Below are 14,169 nucleotides of genomic sequence, written 5' to 3'. Positions count from 1 at the left end.
GGCTCAGTCGTCCTTGCGGTCGGGCAGACGGTCATGCGAGGTCGCCGCCATCTCTTCAATCTCGGCCTCGGTCATCGTTTCATACATGTCTTTCGAGGCGCCTTGCAGATCGGCAACTTTCGTCTCGCCCCGCTTGGCGGCGAGGGCCGCCCCGGCGGCCTTTTGCTGTGCTTCGGATTGCGCGGGCATGGGTGGCTCCTTTGGGTGCACACCAAAAATCAGCCCGCGAGGCGTATCCCCGCGGGCTGATCATTGCGCTCAATTGTCGGCCTCTTGGGCGGTGTCGGAAATGGCATCCCCGGCATTGCCGATGTCCTGCCCGGCGCCTTCCACGGTTTCGCAGGCGCTGACGAACGCGAAGGCGATGAGCGAGAGAAGCGAAATGCGTTTGCGTATCATGGTGACCTCCAGTTTCATTGCTGAATACCAAACGCCGTAGCCCCCGGATGGTTCCAGAAAAAATCCGATTGTCCGCGGTTTTCAGACGGCGTCTTCGCGCACCTCGTGCCAGGCGATGGGAAAGACGACATGCAACTCGAAGCGATCGGGCAGATCCTCGGTTTCCAGCGTGCCGTTGAGTTGGGTCGCAAAGGATTTGATGAGGCGCGAGCCCAGCCCGGTGCTGCTGGCATCATCGATCGCAGAATCGTTTTCCGCGCCGGCCCTCGAATTGACGATACTGAGGCAAAGATTGCCGTCGTCCTGCGATTTCAGCGCGATATTGATCCACGCCTCACCCTCCGCGTTCACGCCGCAATACTTGACCGCGTTCATCGCCGCTTCGGTGGCCAGAAGGGAGAGTGGCACCGACTGATCGGGGTTGATCTCGACCGGGTCAAGTTGTGTCGCGACCTTGATCTGCTGGCCGCTCTCGTCGAGGGTGCCGACGATCACGAGTTGCTGGATGATATCCTCGAGCAGCTTGTCGGCGCGCAGCATCGACAGTTTGCGCGCGAGATAGAGATAGCGGTGAATGGCCGAAAGCGCCATCACCCGATCCTGCACACGGCGCAACAGGCGCTGTGCCTCGGCGCTGTCGGTGGCGCGGATCTGCATGTTCATCATGCTGGAAATCAGTTGCAGGTTGTTCTTGACCCGGTGATGCACCTCGCGCAGCAGCACGGTCTTTTCCTGCAAGTCTTCCTCGCGGCGGCGATCCTGCTCCGACAGGCGACGTGTCATCGCGCGAAAGGCGTCTGCCATGACCTCCAGCTCCTCGGGGGCGTCATCGAGCCGCGCGTCGCCCAGATCATCGTAACCGCCACTGGCATAAAGACGCATCCACGAGCGCAGCCGCCGCACGTGGCGGATCACCAGACGGTGCACGCCGACATAGGCCACGCCGATGGTGATAGCCCACATCGCGAAGGGAAAATAAAGCGCCAGCGCCTGCTCGAAGATCGGCATCTGGATGCCACGCCCCTGCGGCATCCAGCTGCCAAGCACAAAGACCCGACCCGAGACGATGGGCGAGACCGCGAAATCGCGGGTTTCGCCTTCGCGGCTCTTGCCACGAAAGGTCTGCCGCCCGGAGGCCGCGAGATCCTGCAGGCTGTAGTCGGCAGGCAGCACGGAGCGCCGGTTCTCGGTATAATCCTCGGTGGCGATGATGTCGCCATCGGTCTTGAACAGAACAAGATTTACGTTCTCGCCTGCCTGCGAGAGCGCCCCGTTGAGTGCAGAAACCGGTACGGCGATCCAGACAGTGCCGACAAAGCGGCCCTCGTCGATGACCGGCACGGTAACGCTGAACGTGGCGATCCCGCCCAAGAATTCGAGCGGGCGCATCAGCACCGCCTCGCTCCGCTGGTCGATTTCCGGAAGGGCATCGAGAGGGCTTTCGGTGCTGGCGCTGACGTCTCTTGAGGCACAGATCAGTCCGCGTGCGTTGTCGCGGTAGCCCGCAAAGGCGAAATTGTCGGATCGTTCCACCACCTCGGACATCACCGCGCTACAGGTGTCGCCCGACGATTGCAGTGCGGAAATCTGAACCGCCAGTGTCTCGGCCGAACTGATGGCCGAGCGGATGACCTCGCGGCTTTCGCCGACCGCCTGCTGCGTGCGTTGCAGAAGGGCGGATTCGGAAAGCGACTGGCGCTCCTGCAGGACCTTGTTGGTCTGATAGACCGAGATCAGCCCAAGCGGCAGGATGGCGATGCTGAGAACCACGATCAGTTGCGTGGCAAGACGGGGTTTGAGAGCGCGCCGGGACAGCACGGGCCGGGCACTCATGCCGCAGGCGTGCCCTGGACCACGGCGAGCGTCGCGGCATCTGTCATCTCAAGTTCGTCCTCGTCATCGAGATGCATCAACTCCGCCAGCCGCTTGCGGGCGCGGTTGGTGCGGCTCTTGATTGTGCCGACGGCACAGCCGCACATCTCGGCGGCGTCCTCATAGGAGAAGCCCTCAGCCCCGACGAGTACCAGAACCTCGCGCTGTTCGTCGGTGAGTTTGGCGAACGCCTCGCGGAAATCGGTCATAGCAAGATGTCCGTCATGGGCGGGCTTTTCCGACATTTGCCCGGCCATCGTGCCGTCGGGGTCCTCGACCTCGCGGCGGCGCTTGCGATAGAGCGAATAGTAAGTGTTGCGCAAGATCGTGAAGAGCCAGGCGCGCAGATTGGTGCCGGGCTGGAACTTGTCGAAATTGCCCCACGCCTTGACCACCGCGTCCTGCACGAGATCATCCGCCGTCGCCGGATTATGCGTCAGGCTCATCGCGAAGGCGCGCATTGCTGGCAAATGCTCAATCAGTTCGTCTCTGGGATCGGGTTGACGGGTCACGAGTCATCCTTTGACGATTGCTCGGAATTGTCCTGGGATTCTTCGGGCTCGTCACTCTCCTGCGCGCGCAACTGGTCTAGCAATTGCGAGAAACGGTCCGGCAACGGCTCTTTCACCGTGTCCGAATAGACGCGCCGGAGATTGTCGTCGATCTGCTGTTGCAATCTTGAAGTCCTGTGTTTGTTTGCCATTGTGCCGCTTTTTCTGCCATGCTTGAGCGGGCGGTTTTTTTCGCCCGAGCGGGAACCTAACACGCCAAGCCGCGTTTGGTTCCATGCACAGTAACATTTTTTCGAGGATGCCATGACGGAAACCCAAAGCCAGCCTGACCTCGCGCAGAACATTGCGGAAGAGTTGCCCTATCTGCGGCGCTATGCGCGGGCGCTGACCGGCAATCAGAAAACCGGGGATCACTACGCGGCGGCCACGCTGGAGGCGCTCTTGGCCGACAGGGACGTGTTCGATACGGGCCTGTCGCACAAGGTGGCCCTGTTCCGGGCGTTTCACCAGATCTGGGTCTCGTCCGGCGCCCCGGTGGACGAGATGGGCGAGGCGGATGGGGCCGAAGCCCGCGCGCAGTGGCGGCTCTCGACGCTGACGCCCAACACGCGCGAGGCGCTGTTGCTGCACAGTATCGAGGGGTTCCAGACCAGCGACATCGCCGCCATTCTGGACGTCAGCCCCGACGAGGCGCACGAGTTTCTAAGCATCGCGCATCGCGAGATGTCGGGCGACATTCGCGGGCGGATCATGGTGATCGAGGATGAGGCGATCATCGCCATGGACATCACCGCCATCGTCGAGGGCATGGGCCATGAGGTGACCGGCAATGCCCGCACCCGCGACGAGGCGGTGACGCTCGCACGGCGCGACCCGCCGGACATGATCCTTGCCGATATCCAGTTGGCCGACAGATCCTCGGGCATCGACGCGGTCAATCACATTCTCGAAGAGATCGGCGAGGTGCCGGTTGTCTTCATCACCGCATTCCCCGAACGGCTGTTGACCGGTGAGCGGCCAGAGCCTGCCTTTCTGATCACCAAGCCCTATTCCGAGGATCAGGTGCTGTCGGCGGTGAGTCAGGCGATGTTCTTTGCCAGCACGGAGACGTTGCAGGGCTGATTGCCAGCCCGTGAGATCGGAAAAGGCCCCGCACCGGCGAGGTGCGGGGCCTTTTTACGTGTTTGGTCCTTGAACCGACCCAAGTCAGGGCGAGCGGCCCTTGAGCGCGCGCACGACCATCGCCACGACGAAGAGAACGAGGAAGATCACGAACAGGATTTGCGCGATCCCCGCCGAGGCCGAGGCGATCCCGCCAAAGCCGAAGACGCCGGCGACAAGCGCGACGACGAGAAAGGTGAGTGCCCAGTAAAGCATGAAAGCCTCCATTGCTGAGTTTCCGTTGCGTTGAAAACCCCCGAGTGCGGCAAATGGTTCCGAAGAAAATACCGGAGCCATGGTTCGACCCGGAATTTTGACTGGTTTTTCGGGAACTTCCATCGCGCGTCCGCGTTGACCGTGTAACGCAACACGAAACGGAGGGCCGCAAAATGGCACAATCGAGAACCACCGACGCATCGCCGCAAAAGGACATCGACCAACTCTCGGAGCAGATCGCGACGCTGCGGCAGGATATTTCCGACATCTCGCAGACGCTGTCCGGGCTGGGCCGGTCGTCGCGCGACGCGGCCAGCGAACAGGCCCGCCAAAAGGCCGCCGACCTGCGTGATGCGGGCGCGCGGCAGATGCACAACGCGCAATACCGCGCCGAGGAAATGGGCCAGCAGGCCGCCGATCAGGTGCGCAATCAGCCTGCAGCGGCGGTCGGGCTGGCTGTTGGCCTCGGCTTTCTGCTTGGGTTCATGACCGGGCGGAAGTGACCGATGACCGGTTTCTTCTCGAGCATGGGCGCGCGCCTGCGCAATGCGGCGCGCGCCACCGCGTTCAGCGTGATGGGCGTGGTATTTGGCCTTGCGGGATTGGGATTTCTGACCGTGGCGCTTTGGATCCTGCTGGCCGTGCATGAAGGCGTGCTCGTTGCCTATACGGTGATCGGCGCGCTTTATCTTGTGCTCGGGCTATGCCTGATGGCGCTCGGGGCGCAGGGCGGCGGGGCAGATGAGCCGCGCCGGGCTGACCCACCGTCAGAGCAGCCCAAGGATCCGCTGGTGCAACTTGCCGAGGGCTTTGCCATGGGTATGCAGGCCGGACGGGCGATGCGCGAGCGGCGCGACTAGCGCCGCCGCTTGATCGTGCCCATGAGCGCCTCGCGGAGCATCTCGTCGGTGAAGGGGCGCACCAGCATGCCCCAGCCAAGCGCGTGGGCGTGGGCCGCGTCATCCTCGCCGATGGTGAGGATGACATGCGCGCCATGTTCGGCCAGACGCCGGTCAAGACCCAGTTCCAAGACCTGCGTCAGGCGCATTTCCAGAAACACCGCCGAAACTGCCGGTTCCGCGCTCAGATGCGGCGTGATCTCGGACGCGTCGCTGACATGGATGGTGCGGCACGGCCCCATATCCGCAAGCGATCCCATGATATCCTCTGCAATCAGCGCGTCGCGCTCCAGCACAAGGAAGACGGGTATCACCGGATTCGTGGTTTCGGGCATTGCATTGTTCATTGTATCGATCTCGGGCATGCTTCTTGGGTAGAGCATGCAAGGCACCCCCGCATTTAACTGTGACATATCGGGAAGGAAATATTCGATGGCGACTTCTTGCCGAAACTGCCCATTGCGCAAGCTGTCGCTCTTTGCCCCGATGAGCGAGCACGAAGTCGATTTCATGCAGGATTTCAAGACCGGGGAATTGCAGGTCGATCCGGGAACGACGCTGATGCTGGAGGGGTCGAACAGCCCGCAGCTTTATACCGTGCTGGAGGGGATGGGCCTGCGCTACAAGACCATGGCATCCGGCGACCGGCAGGTTCTCAATATCGTTCTGCCGGGGGATTTCGTCGGGTTGCAGGCCGGTGTGATGGAGGAAATGCAGCATTCCGTCGAGGCAACCACAGCGATGACGCTGTGCGTGTTCGACCGGAAATCGCTGTGGGCGCTGTTTCGGGATCAACCGGAGCGGGCGTTTGATCTGACATGGATCGCCGCCGTCGAAGAGCATTTTCTGGGCGAGGTTCTGGCGCTGATCGGACATATGAGCGGGATCGAGCGGATCGCGCGCGCCTTTGTGCGGCTGCATGATCGTGGCATGGCGCTCGGGTTGGTGGAGGGCGCGGAGATGCCCCTGCCCTACCGGCAACAGGATCTGGCCGACGCGCTCGGCCTGTCCCTGGTGCATACCAACAAGACGCTCAAGCATCTGCGCGAGGAGCGCATGGTGTCCTGGCGCAACGGGACGCTGCGGTTTCTCGACTATGACAAGCTGTGCGATATCGCCGGTCTGGACGGGGCGCGTACCCCGCTCACGCGCCCTCTGATCTGAACGATCACCCCTCCGAGGCCGGGACGAGAGCGCTGCCTTCGACGCGCTCTTGTGGCCACCAGTCAGGATGATGCTCGCGGATATAGCGCAACAGCCCCTCGCGCAGACGCATCTCTGTGGCCCAGCCGGTCGAAGGGTCGGGCGACATGGCGTAGAACGATATCTCCATCCCCTGCGCGTTGTGATCGGTCACATAACAGGCGATCTGATCATGCTCGATCACGCCCTCGTCGTTGCGTGCCAGGTCTATGAACCGGTCGCGCAGCACGTCGCTGTCGGCGCTGTGATCAAGACGTAGCCGGACGGTGTGCATGATCCGTGCATCCTTGACCGACCAGTTCTCGAAGGGTTTGGAAACGAAATAGCGCACCGGGACGATGATCCGCCGCTCGTCCCATGTGCGCAGGCGCATGAAGGTGTAGAAGATGCTTTCGACATAGGCCCACTCGTCCTCGAAGAGCACGCTGTCGCCGATCCGCACCGGCTTGGCCAGCGCGATCTGGAGCGAGGCGAGGATATTGCCCAGCACCGCCTGCCCAGCGATGCCCAAGAGCACCGTCAGCACACCCGCTGAGGCCAGCAGCGTCATCCCGACGGATTGAAAGAGGTTGAGCCGTGCCAGCACGTAGAACGCGGCAAACCCCACCATGAAGAGCACGATGACCCGCCGCAGCGCGTAAATCGAGGTATAAAGCTCGCGCTTGTCGAGACTGCGCGTGTCGTCGATATCGCCGACATAGCGCAGCGTGACGCGATCAAGGATCGCATCGACGATGCGCAGCGCGGCCATCCCCACACCAGAGGCCATGATGATGACGAGCAAGGGCTGCACGATGCTGGTGACCGGACCCGAGAACGAGACCGCAAGGCTGAGCACGACCTGCGCCAGCACCGCCACGGCGAACAGCGCCAGCGGGAATCCCGCGCGGGCGAACGCGTGCTGCAGAAAGCCGTAAGGGGCCTTGCGCGCGAGCATGGTGACCATCGAATTGACCGACCAGCCGATGCCGATAAGCAGGCCCAGCATGATCGGCAGGCCGATCCATTCCCAGATCCGCAGACCGCCCAACTGATCCTTCATACGGTCGGGGATGTATTGCTCGAAGGCGCGCGGGCCGTAGGCATCGTGCAGCGCTACGACATCCTCGACCGTCTGCGGTGTAAAGAGCCAGACCGGCTCGCTGTCCTCGCCTGCCTTGTAGCGCGCGATGCGTATCTCGTAGGCGCGGCCGTTCAACTCGAAGAGCTTGATCCCCAGATCGCGGCGCACCTCTCCCGGGGCGTTGCCCTCGCTGGCGGATTGCGCAACCTTGGCATCTAGGCGTGAGGGCAGACTGGACCAATCGACCCAGACGCGGCGATCGATTACCTGATATAACTGCTGCGCGACGCGAACCGCGCGGTCAACCTGACGTTCCGGATCGACCCGAGACAGGTTAAGAACATGCGCGGCCGCGTCGAACTGGCCCGCGCCCGCATATTCGACAAAGCTGCGCATCGCTGCGCGCGGTGTCGAGAGATCAAGATCATCGGGCGCAGGGCCAAGCCCCTCGTTCAACGCCTCGGCGGAGTACCACGCATCTGGTGTGTCTTGTGCGGCGGCCACCGTGCAGAAAAGAACGGTGGCGCAAAGGAAGAACAGGCGGGCAAAGGATACCATGATTGCCAAACGCCCGAGGGGGCGAATGGTTCCGTCATGGTCGTCTGTCTGGACTGCATTGTCGCTTAAGGCAGGGTCACCACGTCATGCGTGCCCAGATCGGGCCGCGCCTTGGACCCGAAGGCCGCACGGGCGATTTCAGCCGCGAATTGCGTACCGCTTGCCTCGACCGTCCAGATTTCGGCCTCTTCCGGCGTCAGTTCCAGCAGCACGGCGCTCGACTCCTCCGGCCCGCCCTCGAAAAAGGCCGAGGCGAAGACACTCCAGAGCTCGTTGAGCTTGTCGCGGTCACGGCTCACGGTGATCGGGCCGCTGAGGCAGGCGTAAAAGCGTTCATCGGGGCTCTGGATGGTAAAATGCGCGCGCCCGCTTTCGGCCCCGGTCTGTGCCAGTTGGTTGTCCGAGGCACACAGAAACCAGACCGTGTTGCGCGCCGCATCGGCATGGGGGGTCATCGGGCGCATGTGCAGCCCTGCCCCTTCGATACCCATCATGCCCGCAGTCTGATCGTCCAGCCGTTTCCAGAGGTCTTGCTTGAGGTCGTTTTTATCAGTCATCACGACACCCTCCGGCACCAGTTGTCGATCTCTTCTTCGGCTTCTTTCTTGGAGCGTCCATATTTTTCCTGGATCAGACCCACGAGCTTTTCACGCTCGCCCGCGACGCGCTCCAGATCCTGATCGCTCAATCGCGCCCACTCGACGCGGGCATTGCCCTTGAGTTTGTTCCATTTGCCTTGGATTTGTTCCCAGTTCATGACGCACTCCTTTCGGTTGCGATGCTCTGTCGGGACAACGCTGCCACGCGGCGCGTTGTTCCGCGCAAAAGCCATGGAACATTCGCGCGCGGCGTGCGTTGTGTCGGCATGATTAGTCCTCATTCCACTGGTGATCCGATCGTGCGGGTGGCCGTCATCGTGATCGCAGTGACGCTCGGCTTCGGGACGTTGAAACTCGGCGCTGACATTTTCGCGCCCATGGTTCTGGGGGTCGTGACCGGGGTCATCCTCGCGCCGATGACGGATGTCTTCGAGCGGTGGGGCCTGCCTGCCGGGTTGGCCTCGGCAATCATGCTTGTCCTCGGGGTGTCGGGGATCGCCGTAATGGGGATACTGGTGGAGCCGCTGATCTGGCGCGTGGTCGAGCATCTGCCGGCCATCAAATGGGAACTGAGCGCCATCATCGGAGAGTTTCGCGGCCTCGTCCGGGGGTTCGACGCGGTCAACCGCGAGGTCGAGGAAGCGCTTGGCACCCAAGCCCCCGGCAGCGGCGAGACCGAGAGCGAGAATGGACCCGACCCGATGCCGACCCTCACCAGCACGCTGTTTCTTGCCCCGGTGGTGCTGGCGCAGGTGCTGATCTTTGGCGGGACGCTGTTCTTCTTTCTGCTCACGCGCAAGGGCATCTATCAATGGCTGGCGCACTGGATCGGCACCTCGCGGGACACCGCGATCATTCAGCGCCGCTTTGCCACCGCCGAGCGGCTGGTGGCGCGCTATTTCCTGACGATCTCGATCGTCAATGCCGGGCTTGGGGTTGCGCTCGGCACGGCGCTTGCCCTGATCGGCATGCCCGCGCCAATCATCTGGGGGATCGGCGCCGCGTTGTTGAATTTCATTCTCTATGCCGGGCCGATGGTCGTGGTGGGCGCGCTTTTGCTTGCGGGGCTGATTGTCTTTGACGGGCTGATGATATTTGCACCGGCGGCGATCTTTCTTACCCTCAACATGTTCGAGGCGCAGTTCGTCACGCCCTCGATGGTGGGCAAGCATATTTCGGTCAACCCGCTACTGGTCTTCGTGTCGCTGGTGATCTGGCTGTGGATCTGGGGGCCGATCGGCGGGATCGTCGCGATCCCGGTACTGGTCATGGTCTTGGTCATGCTGGACATTTTCGAGGTCGACAGCGAGATCGGCGCTGAGACCGCGATGTCGCAGGGCACCGCAGACAACAGCAACTGAAGGCTCAGACGACCTCGTCCGGCAGGCCCGGGACCGGCGCGGCGACATCCCGTGCCACGTCCGAATCGTAGCGCACCAGAAAGCCCTGCCGCTTGCTGGGCGGCAGCGCGCTGTTGCTCTCCACAAGGCGCTGCCAGTGCTCGAACGCGATTTGCGGGTCAAGATACGCGGCGTCCGATTGCGGCGGCAGCCAGTGCCCCATCACGCGGCGGCGCAGTTCCTCGACATGGGCGGGCTGATCGAGGTAAAGCCCGGCCTCGCTATCCCACCGCATGCTGCGCCCGTTGAGATTGGCCGAAGACAGGATCGCCCCGAAATCATCAAAGATCGAAACCTTGGAATGCACGTAGACCAGCGGCGCATCCTCCAGCGCATCGCGACCGTCGCTGTCGGTCTTGCGCGGCTGCACCGGTGAGGCCACCAGAAACCGATCCGAGCCGAACGCGCGTTGCAGCCGTGTCAGGCAGCGCACCTGCTGGTATTCGCCGTAGCGCAGATCGAGACCCTGATTGCTGTCAAAGGCGGCGTCCTCGGGGGCGGCGGGCAAGACGACGATCAACCGCAGATTGGGACAGACGCGGGCGCGCATCGCAAGCGCGCGCGCTAACGGCATGTGCCGCAGAAACTGCGTCTCCAGATAGATCAGATGGCGGGCCTTGCCGATCGCTTCGATATGGCGGGTTTCGATCTCGCGCAGCACGGTTCGGGGGGCAAGGCGCAGCGGCATGCCACGACGGCGCCGCGACAAGGTGCGCAGAAAACCGGGTGCGGCGGGGGACGGGGCCGACCGTCCCGCGACACTGTCGAGAAAACTCTCCAGATGGGCCTGCGCGGCCTGTACCACGGGGCCCGTCACAATGGCCTGAATATCATGCCACGTGCGTTCGGCGGCGCGGCGGTGACGCTTGGTATCATAGCGCCGCTCATTGAGGTCGAGCCCGCCGATATACAGCGTCTCGCGGTCGAAAACGGCCATCTTCTGGTGATGGGTTGCCGGAAAAAGATCGACCGGGCGGAGCGGAAAGCAAAGCTGACCGTCACCATTCTCGTAGCAGATTTTCTGCAACCGGGGCGTCTCGATCCGGAAGCGTTCGCGCTCCGGCTCGCTCATCTCGCGCCAGGTCTGGGCAAGCTGGTTCATCTTGTGGCGCACGATCGGATAAAGCACCAGACGCGGCACGGTGCCGGTGCGCGCGTCGTGCAGCGCCAGCGTGAAATCGAGCCGCGCGGGTTCGCGCGTCAACTCACGCACCGCCGCGACCTGACGCAGCGTGCGCCAGGCCAACTGATGCAATTCCGGCGCGGCCACGGGATCGAAGTCGGACGTCACAAGACGCACCGCGACACCGCGATCGAGCGTGTGGACCAGAAGGTCCATCCACGTGGTGCCGATCTTGCGCGCCTCAGGCGAGCGCAATCGCGTGGCAAGGTCGATGACACGGAAACTGGCGATGATCTCGGATTTGGCCGTCAGAAACGCCCGCTCGAACGCAGGATAGGCTTCCTCGGCAGTGACCAGCACATCGAACTGATCGACAGTCGCTGCGATGGCGGGCTCCGGGTCTGCGTCTTGCGTGGTATGCGGTGCTTTTTCCATAATCTCGCTACAACGTGTTGTTTGGCTCCTTCACGTCCAGAAATCTTTCTCACGCGGTCCGGAGGATTTGTTTTCCGAAAAAGCCCCCGCCCTGCTGGGGACGGGGGCCAGGCACCCGGGGTATCAGCGGGTGACCCGGGATCATCGGGTATGGGGACAGGCATGAACCCGGGCAAACCAGCGTATGTGGCGCTGGCTTCAGTCAACCAACCCCGTGGAGCGGGAAAAGTTCCATAGTCTCAGCTCTAGCTCACAGCCTCAGTGCTTTGGGGCCTGCGATGTGCGGTCTGGCGCGGGATGCAATTCGCCCTCACTGTCGGCGATGTGATCGGCGACGACGGCCTGTCGCTCACCGGCAGGCCGGGGCGCGCCGATCGTGGTATCGTGCCCCGTCTCAAGCTCGATCTCGGCATTGAGCAGCGCCCCCAGAAGCACGACATAGGCGCTGAGATAGAACCACAAGAGCAGCGCGATCACCGCCCCGATGGAGCCGTAGACCTCGTTCAGGGATCCGAAATTGCGCAGGTAGATCGAGAACGCGACCGAGCCTGCGGCCCATGTCACAAGGGCGAAAACCGCACCCGGGCTGATCCAGGCCACCCGCGCGCCGCGCCGGTTCGGACCATGACGATAGAGCAACCCGATGGAAAACAGCACAACGCCGAGAAGGATTACCCATTTCAGCGCGCTGATCAGCGCCTCCACCCCGAAAGGCAGCACCATCAGCGACAGGATGATGGGGACGAGGATGACGGCGGCGAAGGCGATGATCGCCACCCCGATCAGCAACAGGGTGAGGCCGATCGCCACCACGTAGCGCCAGAGCGGGTTGCGGCGGTGCTCTTCGCGGTAGACGGCATTGAGCCCGCGTATCAGGGCCGCCACACCATTGCGCGCGGTCCAGACCGCCAGCAGGAGCGAGATGATGCTGGTTAGTTGCAGCGTCGAGTCAGTCGAGCGGATCAGCGCCTCTATCTGACCCTCGACGATGCCATAGGCCGCCTCGGGCAGGAGTTGCTGCGCCATGCCAAGCTGGCTGGCGATGGTCTGCGGATCGGCGACGATCCCCCAGATCGCGATCAGCGCGGCGATGGCGGGAAAGATCGACAGCATGGTGTAGAATGCCACACCTGCCGAAATCAGACCAAGATTGCGGCTGTCGGATTCGCCCATGACCCGGCGCAGGACACGCCACCACGCGCGCCCGTTCAAATCCCGGGGGCGTGTCGCGTCGCGTGCTTCGCTAAAGGCATCGCTCATGGCTGTGCGCTATGCCGAGCGCGGCCCGGCAATGAGCCAGATGATAAAGCCCAGAAGCGGCAGCAGAAGGACCAGCAAAACCCAGAGCACCTTCTTGCCGGTGCTTTCGGCCGATCCGATCACGGACACGATCGCCCAGACGTCGAGGATCAATAGGATGATCCCGCCAAGTCCTGTCACTTCGAGCATGTGGTCTCCTTTTCTGTATTCCTGCCGCTTGCTCACGCGTGCGACGCACAGGGATAACGCGACCGGGGCGATCCGGTTCCCCAGAAAAATATGGGAAATTTTTGGCTGCGGATGAAACAACCGATGCACCCCGAGGGTTGTGGTTCCGAGGTGCCGGAACGCATTGGCGCCGACGGAACACAACCCGGAAGGAGCAAGACCATGAAACGTTTTCTCGCAACCACAGCCATCGTGGCCCTCGCGGCAGCGCCGGTTATGGCCGATATGCACTCGGAGAATGAGAGTGACATGAAGGCGAGCGAATCTGCCGAAATGTCCCAAGGTCAGTCCGACAAGGCCGCGAAATCCAACGCGAGCGCCAAGGTTGGCGACAAGACCATCCACGCCGCCGACATGATCGGCGAGCCGGTCTATATCCGCAGTGAAGACGCGTCAGATGAAGAGATCGCAGACAGTGTGAGCCAACCTGCCGATAACTGGGAGCGCGTGGGCGAAATCGGTGATCTCATCCTCACGAAGGATGGCGAGATCGACTCCGTGACGCTTGACGCCGGCGGCTTTCTCGGGATCGGCGAGAAGCATGTCAGCACCGGCATGGACGAGCTGAAGTTCGTCTCGTCCGAGGGCGGCGACAACGCCGAAGCCGAAGCAGGTGCCGCGCGGCATTTCTACGTCGTGTTCACCGGCGACCGCAGCGCGCTTGAGGACCGTGACGAGGTTGACGAGCAAAGCGAACGCGACAGCGGCAACAGCTTCTGGAGCGACGAGTCGGAAAAGCAACGCTCGCAAGAAAAGAATGAGGGTCAGGCCAGCAACGAGAGCACTGGCAATACCAGCAGCGAGCAGGCCAGCAACAACGCCTCCGAGCAGGGCACGCAGACCGCGTCTGACGATTCCGACATGTCGGGTCAGGCCAGCCAGTCGGCCGAGCTGACCACCGATCAGCGTGACGCGTTGACCGCAGAGGATCTGCAAGGGCTGTCGGTCTATGGCAGCAACGACGAAAGCATCGGCGAAATCTCGGAGCTCGTGGTGAGCGACAATGGCGACATCTCGCAGGTCGTCATCGATGTCGGCGGCTTCCTCGGGCTTGGCGAAAAGCCGGTTGCCCTTCCGTTTGATGAAGTATCGTTGCGCGAGGGAGAAGAAGACATGGCCGACACGCTGCATGCCACGGTCGCGCATAGCAGCGAAGACCTTGAAGGCATGAAAGAGTGGGAAGGGTAACGCCCCTTCACCCCAGTCTCATCTTCGGGCCGGGCTCTGAGGAGCCCGGCCTT

Annotated in this window: 19 protein-coding genes; 6 read left to right on the top strand and 13 right to left on the bottom strand. The window is 62.5% G+C overall.

The window, feature by feature from the left end; genetic code table 11:
- Nucleotides 1-3: 3 nt before the first annotated feature.
- The 5 genes from RID11_RS13145 to RID11_RS13125 form a co-directional block, all read right to left on the bottom strand.
- The gene (locus RID11_RS13145; RefSeq protein WP_350139885.1) at nucleotides 4-189 is read right to left on the bottom strand and encodes a DUF3008 family protein; all 186 of its coding nucleotides are present in this window, start codon (nucleotides 187-189) and stop codon (nucleotides 4-6) included.
- 69 nt (nucleotides 190-258) lie between these two features.
- On the bottom strand, nucleotides 259-399 hold the full coding sequence (locus tag RID11_RS13140) for an entericidin A/B family lipoprotein (RefSeq protein WP_350139884.1): 141 nt from the start codon (nucleotides 397-399) through the stop codon (nucleotides 259-261).
- A gap of 81 nt (nucleotides 400-480) precedes the next feature.
- Entirely contained in the window at nucleotides 481-2,232 is a 1,752-nt protein-coding gene (locus RID11_RS13135) for a sensor histidine kinase (protein ID WP_350139882.1), read from the bottom strand.
- Nucleotides 2,229-2,783 (bottom strand): RNA polymerase sigma factor, encoded by a 555-nt coding sequence (locus tag RID11_RS13130; protein ID WP_350139880.1) that lies wholly within the window; start codon nucleotides 2,781-2,783, stop codon nucleotides 2,229-2,231. Before RID11_RS13130 ends, RID11_RS13135 begins: the two co-directional genes overlap by 4 nt.
- On the bottom strand, nucleotides 2,780-2,947 hold the full coding sequence (locus RID11_RS13125; protein WP_350139878.1) for a NepR family anti-sigma factor: 168 nt from the start codon (nucleotides 2,945-2,947) through the stop codon (nucleotides 2,780-2,782). Before RID11_RS13125 ends, RID11_RS13130 begins: the two co-directional genes overlap by 4 nt.
- A gap of 139 nt (nucleotides 2,948-3,086) precedes the next feature.
- Here RID11_RS13125 and RID11_RS13120 point away from each other — a divergent pair, with 139 nt between their 5' ends.
- Nucleotides 3,087-3,905 (top strand): response regulator, encoded by an 819-nt coding sequence (locus RID11_RS13120; protein WP_350139876.1) that lies wholly within the window; start codon nucleotides 3,087-3,089, stop codon nucleotides 3,903-3,905.
- Between the two features lie 84 nt (nucleotides 3,906-3,989).
- Here RID11_RS13120 and RID11_RS13115 read toward each other — a convergent pair whose 3' ends face one another.
- Nucleotides 3,990-4,160, bottom strand: coding sequence for a DUF1328 domain-containing protein (locus tag RID11_RS13115; protein WP_350139874.1), 171 nt, complete (start codon nucleotides 4,158-4,160; stop codon nucleotides 3,990-3,992).
- Nucleotides 4,161-4,333: 173 nt separating this feature from the next.
- Between RID11_RS13115 and RID11_RS13110 the strand changes: the two genes are divergently transcribed.
- Together RID11_RS13110 and RID11_RS13105 are read left to right on the top strand one after the other, a co-directional pair.
- Nucleotides 4,334-4,663, top strand: coding sequence for an ElaB/YgaM/YqjD family protein (locus RID11_RS13110; RefSeq protein WP_350139873.1), 330 nt, complete (start codon nucleotides 4,334-4,336; stop codon nucleotides 4,661-4,663).
- Nucleotides 4,664-4,666: 3 nt separating this feature from the next.
- Nucleotides 4,667-5,020, top strand: coding sequence for a phage holin family protein (locus tag RID11_RS13105; protein WP_350139871.1), 354 nt, complete (start codon nucleotides 4,667-4,669; stop codon nucleotides 5,018-5,020).
- Here the strand turns inward: RID11_RS13105 and RID11_RS13100 are convergent.
- Nucleotides 5,017-5,424, bottom strand: a complete 408-nt coding sequence (locus tag RID11_RS13100; RefSeq protein WP_350139869.1) for a hypothetical protein — start codon at nucleotides 5,422-5,424, stop codon at nucleotides 5,017-5,019. The two genes, RID11_RS13105 and RID11_RS13100, sit on opposite strands and share 4 nt — an antisense overlap.
- A 67-nt stretch (nucleotides 5,425-5,491) precedes the next feature.
- Between RID11_RS13100 and RID11_RS13095 the strand changes: the two genes are divergently transcribed.
- A complete protein-coding gene (locus RID11_RS13095; protein ID WP_350139868.1) occupies nucleotides 5,492-6,223 on the top strand; it encodes a Crp/Fnr family transcriptional regulator in 732 nt (243 codons plus the stop codon).
- Nucleotides 6,224-6,227: 4 nt separating this feature from the next.
- On the opposite strand, the gene RID11_RS13090 is transcribed toward RID11_RS13095, so the two are convergent.
- The 3 genes from RID11_RS13090 to RID11_RS13080 all read right to left on the bottom strand — a co-directional run bounded on the left by RID11_RS13090 (nucleotide 6,228) and on the right by RID11_RS13080 (nucleotide 8,640).
- Nucleotides 6,228-7,883 carry a mechanosensitive ion channel family protein gene (locus tag RID11_RS13090; protein WP_350139866.1) on the bottom strand — a complete coding sequence of 552 codons (1,656 nt, stop codon included), beginning with the start codon at nucleotides 7,881-7,883 and terminating at the stop codon, nucleotides 6,228-6,230.
- Between the two features lie 65 nt (nucleotides 7,884-7,948).
- On the bottom strand, nucleotides 7,949-8,440 hold the full coding sequence (locus tag RID11_RS13085) for a pyridoxamine 5'-phosphate oxidase family protein (RefSeq protein ID WP_350139864.1): 492 nt from the start codon (nucleotides 8,438-8,440) through the stop codon (nucleotides 7,949-7,951).
- Complete coding sequence (locus RID11_RS13080) at nucleotides 8,440-8,640, bottom strand: CsbD family protein (RefSeq protein ID WP_350139863.1); 201 nt, start codon at nucleotides 8,638-8,640, stop codon at nucleotides 8,440-8,442. The genes RID11_RS13085 and RID11_RS13080 overlap by 1 nt, the downstream gene beginning before the upstream one ends.
- 108 nt (nucleotides 8,641-8,748) lie before the next feature.
- Between RID11_RS13080 and RID11_RS13075 the strand changes: the two genes are divergently transcribed.
- Nucleotides 8,749-9,843 (top strand): AI-2E family transporter, encoded by a 1,095-nt coding sequence (locus tag RID11_RS13075; RefSeq protein ID WP_350139861.1) that lies wholly within the window; start codon nucleotides 8,749-8,751, stop codon nucleotides 9,841-9,843.
- A 4-nt stretch (nucleotides 9,844-9,847) separates the two neighbouring features.
- On the opposite strand, the gene RID11_RS13070 is transcribed toward RID11_RS13075, so the two are convergent.
- The 3 genes from RID11_RS13070 to RID11_RS13060 form a co-directional block, all read right to left on the bottom strand.
- Nucleotides 9,848-11,440 carry a phospholipase D family protein gene (locus RID11_RS13070; RefSeq protein ID WP_350139859.1) on the bottom strand — a complete coding sequence of 531 codons (1,593 nt, stop codon included), beginning with the start codon at nucleotides 11,438-11,440 and terminating at the stop codon, nucleotides 9,848-9,850.
- A gap of 258 nt (nucleotides 11,441-11,698) precedes the next feature.
- Complete coding sequence (locus RID11_RS13065) at nucleotides 11,699-12,700, bottom strand: YihY/virulence factor BrkB family protein (RefSeq protein WP_350139857.1); 1,002 nt, start codon at nucleotides 12,698-12,700, stop codon at nucleotides 11,699-11,701.
- Nucleotides 12,701-12,709: 9 nt separating this feature from the next.
- A complete protein-coding gene (locus RID11_RS13060) occupies nucleotides 12,710-12,889 on the bottom strand; it encodes a PLDc N-terminal domain-containing protein (RefSeq protein ID WP_350139855.1) in 180 nt (59 codons plus the stop codon).
- A 111-nt stretch (nucleotides 12,890-13,000) separates the two neighbouring features.
- Here RID11_RS13060 and RID11_RS13055 point away from each other — a divergent pair, with 111 nt between their 5' ends.
- Complete coding sequence (locus tag RID11_RS13055) at nucleotides 13,001-14,116, top strand: PRC-barrel domain-containing protein (protein WP_350139853.1); 1,116 nt, start codon at nucleotides 13,001-13,003, stop codon at nucleotides 14,114-14,116.
- Nucleotides 14,117-14,169: the final 53 nt, after the last annotated feature.

The sequence above is a fragment of the Roseovarius sp. genome (genome assembly GCF_040219995.1).
In the GTDB taxonomy this organism is placed as follows: Bacteria; Pseudomonadota; Alphaproteobacteria; order Rhodobacterales; family Rhodobacteraceae; genus Roseovarius.
This window is presented reverse-complemented; position numbering and strand designations above follow the sequence as displayed.

Coding starts and splice junctions, on each gene's coding strand:
- RID11_RS13145 (WP_350139885.1), bottom strand. CDS start 189: ATGCCCGCGCAATCCGAAGCACAGCAAAAGGCCGCCGGGGCGGCCCTC.
- RID11_RS13140 (WP_350139884.1), bottom strand. CDS start 399: ATGATACGCAAACGCATTTCGCTTCTCTCGCTCATCGCCTTCGCGTTC.
- RID11_RS13135 (WP_350139882.1), bottom strand. CDS start 2,232: ATGAGTGCCCGGCCCGTGCTGTCCCGGCGCGCTCTCAAACCCCGTCTT.
- RID11_RS13120 (WP_350139876.1), top strand. CDS start 3,087: ATGACGGAAACCCAAAGCCAGCCTGACCTCGCGCAGAACATTGCGGAA.
- RID11_RS13115 (WP_350139874.1), bottom strand. CDS start 4,160: ATGCTTTACTGGGCACTCACCTTTCTCGTCGTCGCGCTTGTCGCCGGC.
- RID11_RS13110 (WP_350139873.1), top strand. CDS start 4,334: ATGGCACAATCGAGAACCACCGACGCATCGCCGCAAAAGGACATCGAC.
- RID11_RS13105 (WP_350139871.1), top strand. CDS start 4,667: ATGACCGGTTTCTTCTCGAGCATGGGCGCGCGCCTGCGCAATGCGGCG.
- RID11_RS13100 (WP_350139869.1), bottom strand. CDS start 5,424: ATGCCCGAGATCGATACAATGAACAATGCAATGCCCGAAACCACGAAT.
- RID11_RS13095 (WP_350139868.1), top strand. CDS start 5,492: ATGGCGACTTCTTGCCGAAACTGCCCATTGCGCAAGCTGTCGCTCTTT.
- RID11_RS13090 (WP_350139866.1), bottom strand. CDS start 7,883: ATGGTATCCTTTGCCCGCCTGTTCTTCCTTTGCGCCACCGTTCTTTTC.
- RID11_RS13085 (WP_350139864.1), bottom strand. CDS start 8,440: ATGACTGATAAAAACGACCTCAAGCAAGACCTCTGGAAACGGCTGGAC.
- RID11_RS13080 (WP_350139863.1), bottom strand. CDS start 8,640: ATGAACTGGGAACAAATCCAAGGCAAATGGAACAAACTCAAGGGCAAT.
- RID11_RS13075 (WP_350139861.1), top strand. CDS start 8,749: ATGATTAGTCCTCATTCCACTGGTGATCCGATCGTGCGGGTGGCCGTC.
- RID11_RS13070 (WP_350139859.1), bottom strand. CDS start 11,440: ATGGAAAAAGCACCGCATACCACGCAAGACGCAGACCCGGAGCCCGCC.
- RID11_RS13065 (WP_350139857.1), bottom strand. CDS start 12,700: ATGAGCGATGCCTTTAGCGAAGCACGCGACGCGACACGCCCCCGGGAT.
- RID11_RS13060 (WP_350139855.1), bottom strand. CDS start 12,889: ATGCTCGAAGTGACAGGACTTGGCGGGATCATCCTATTGATCCTCGAC.
- RID11_RS13055 (WP_350139853.1), top strand. CDS start 13,001: ATGAAACAACCGATGCACCCCGAGGGTTGTGGTTCCGAGGTGCCGGAA.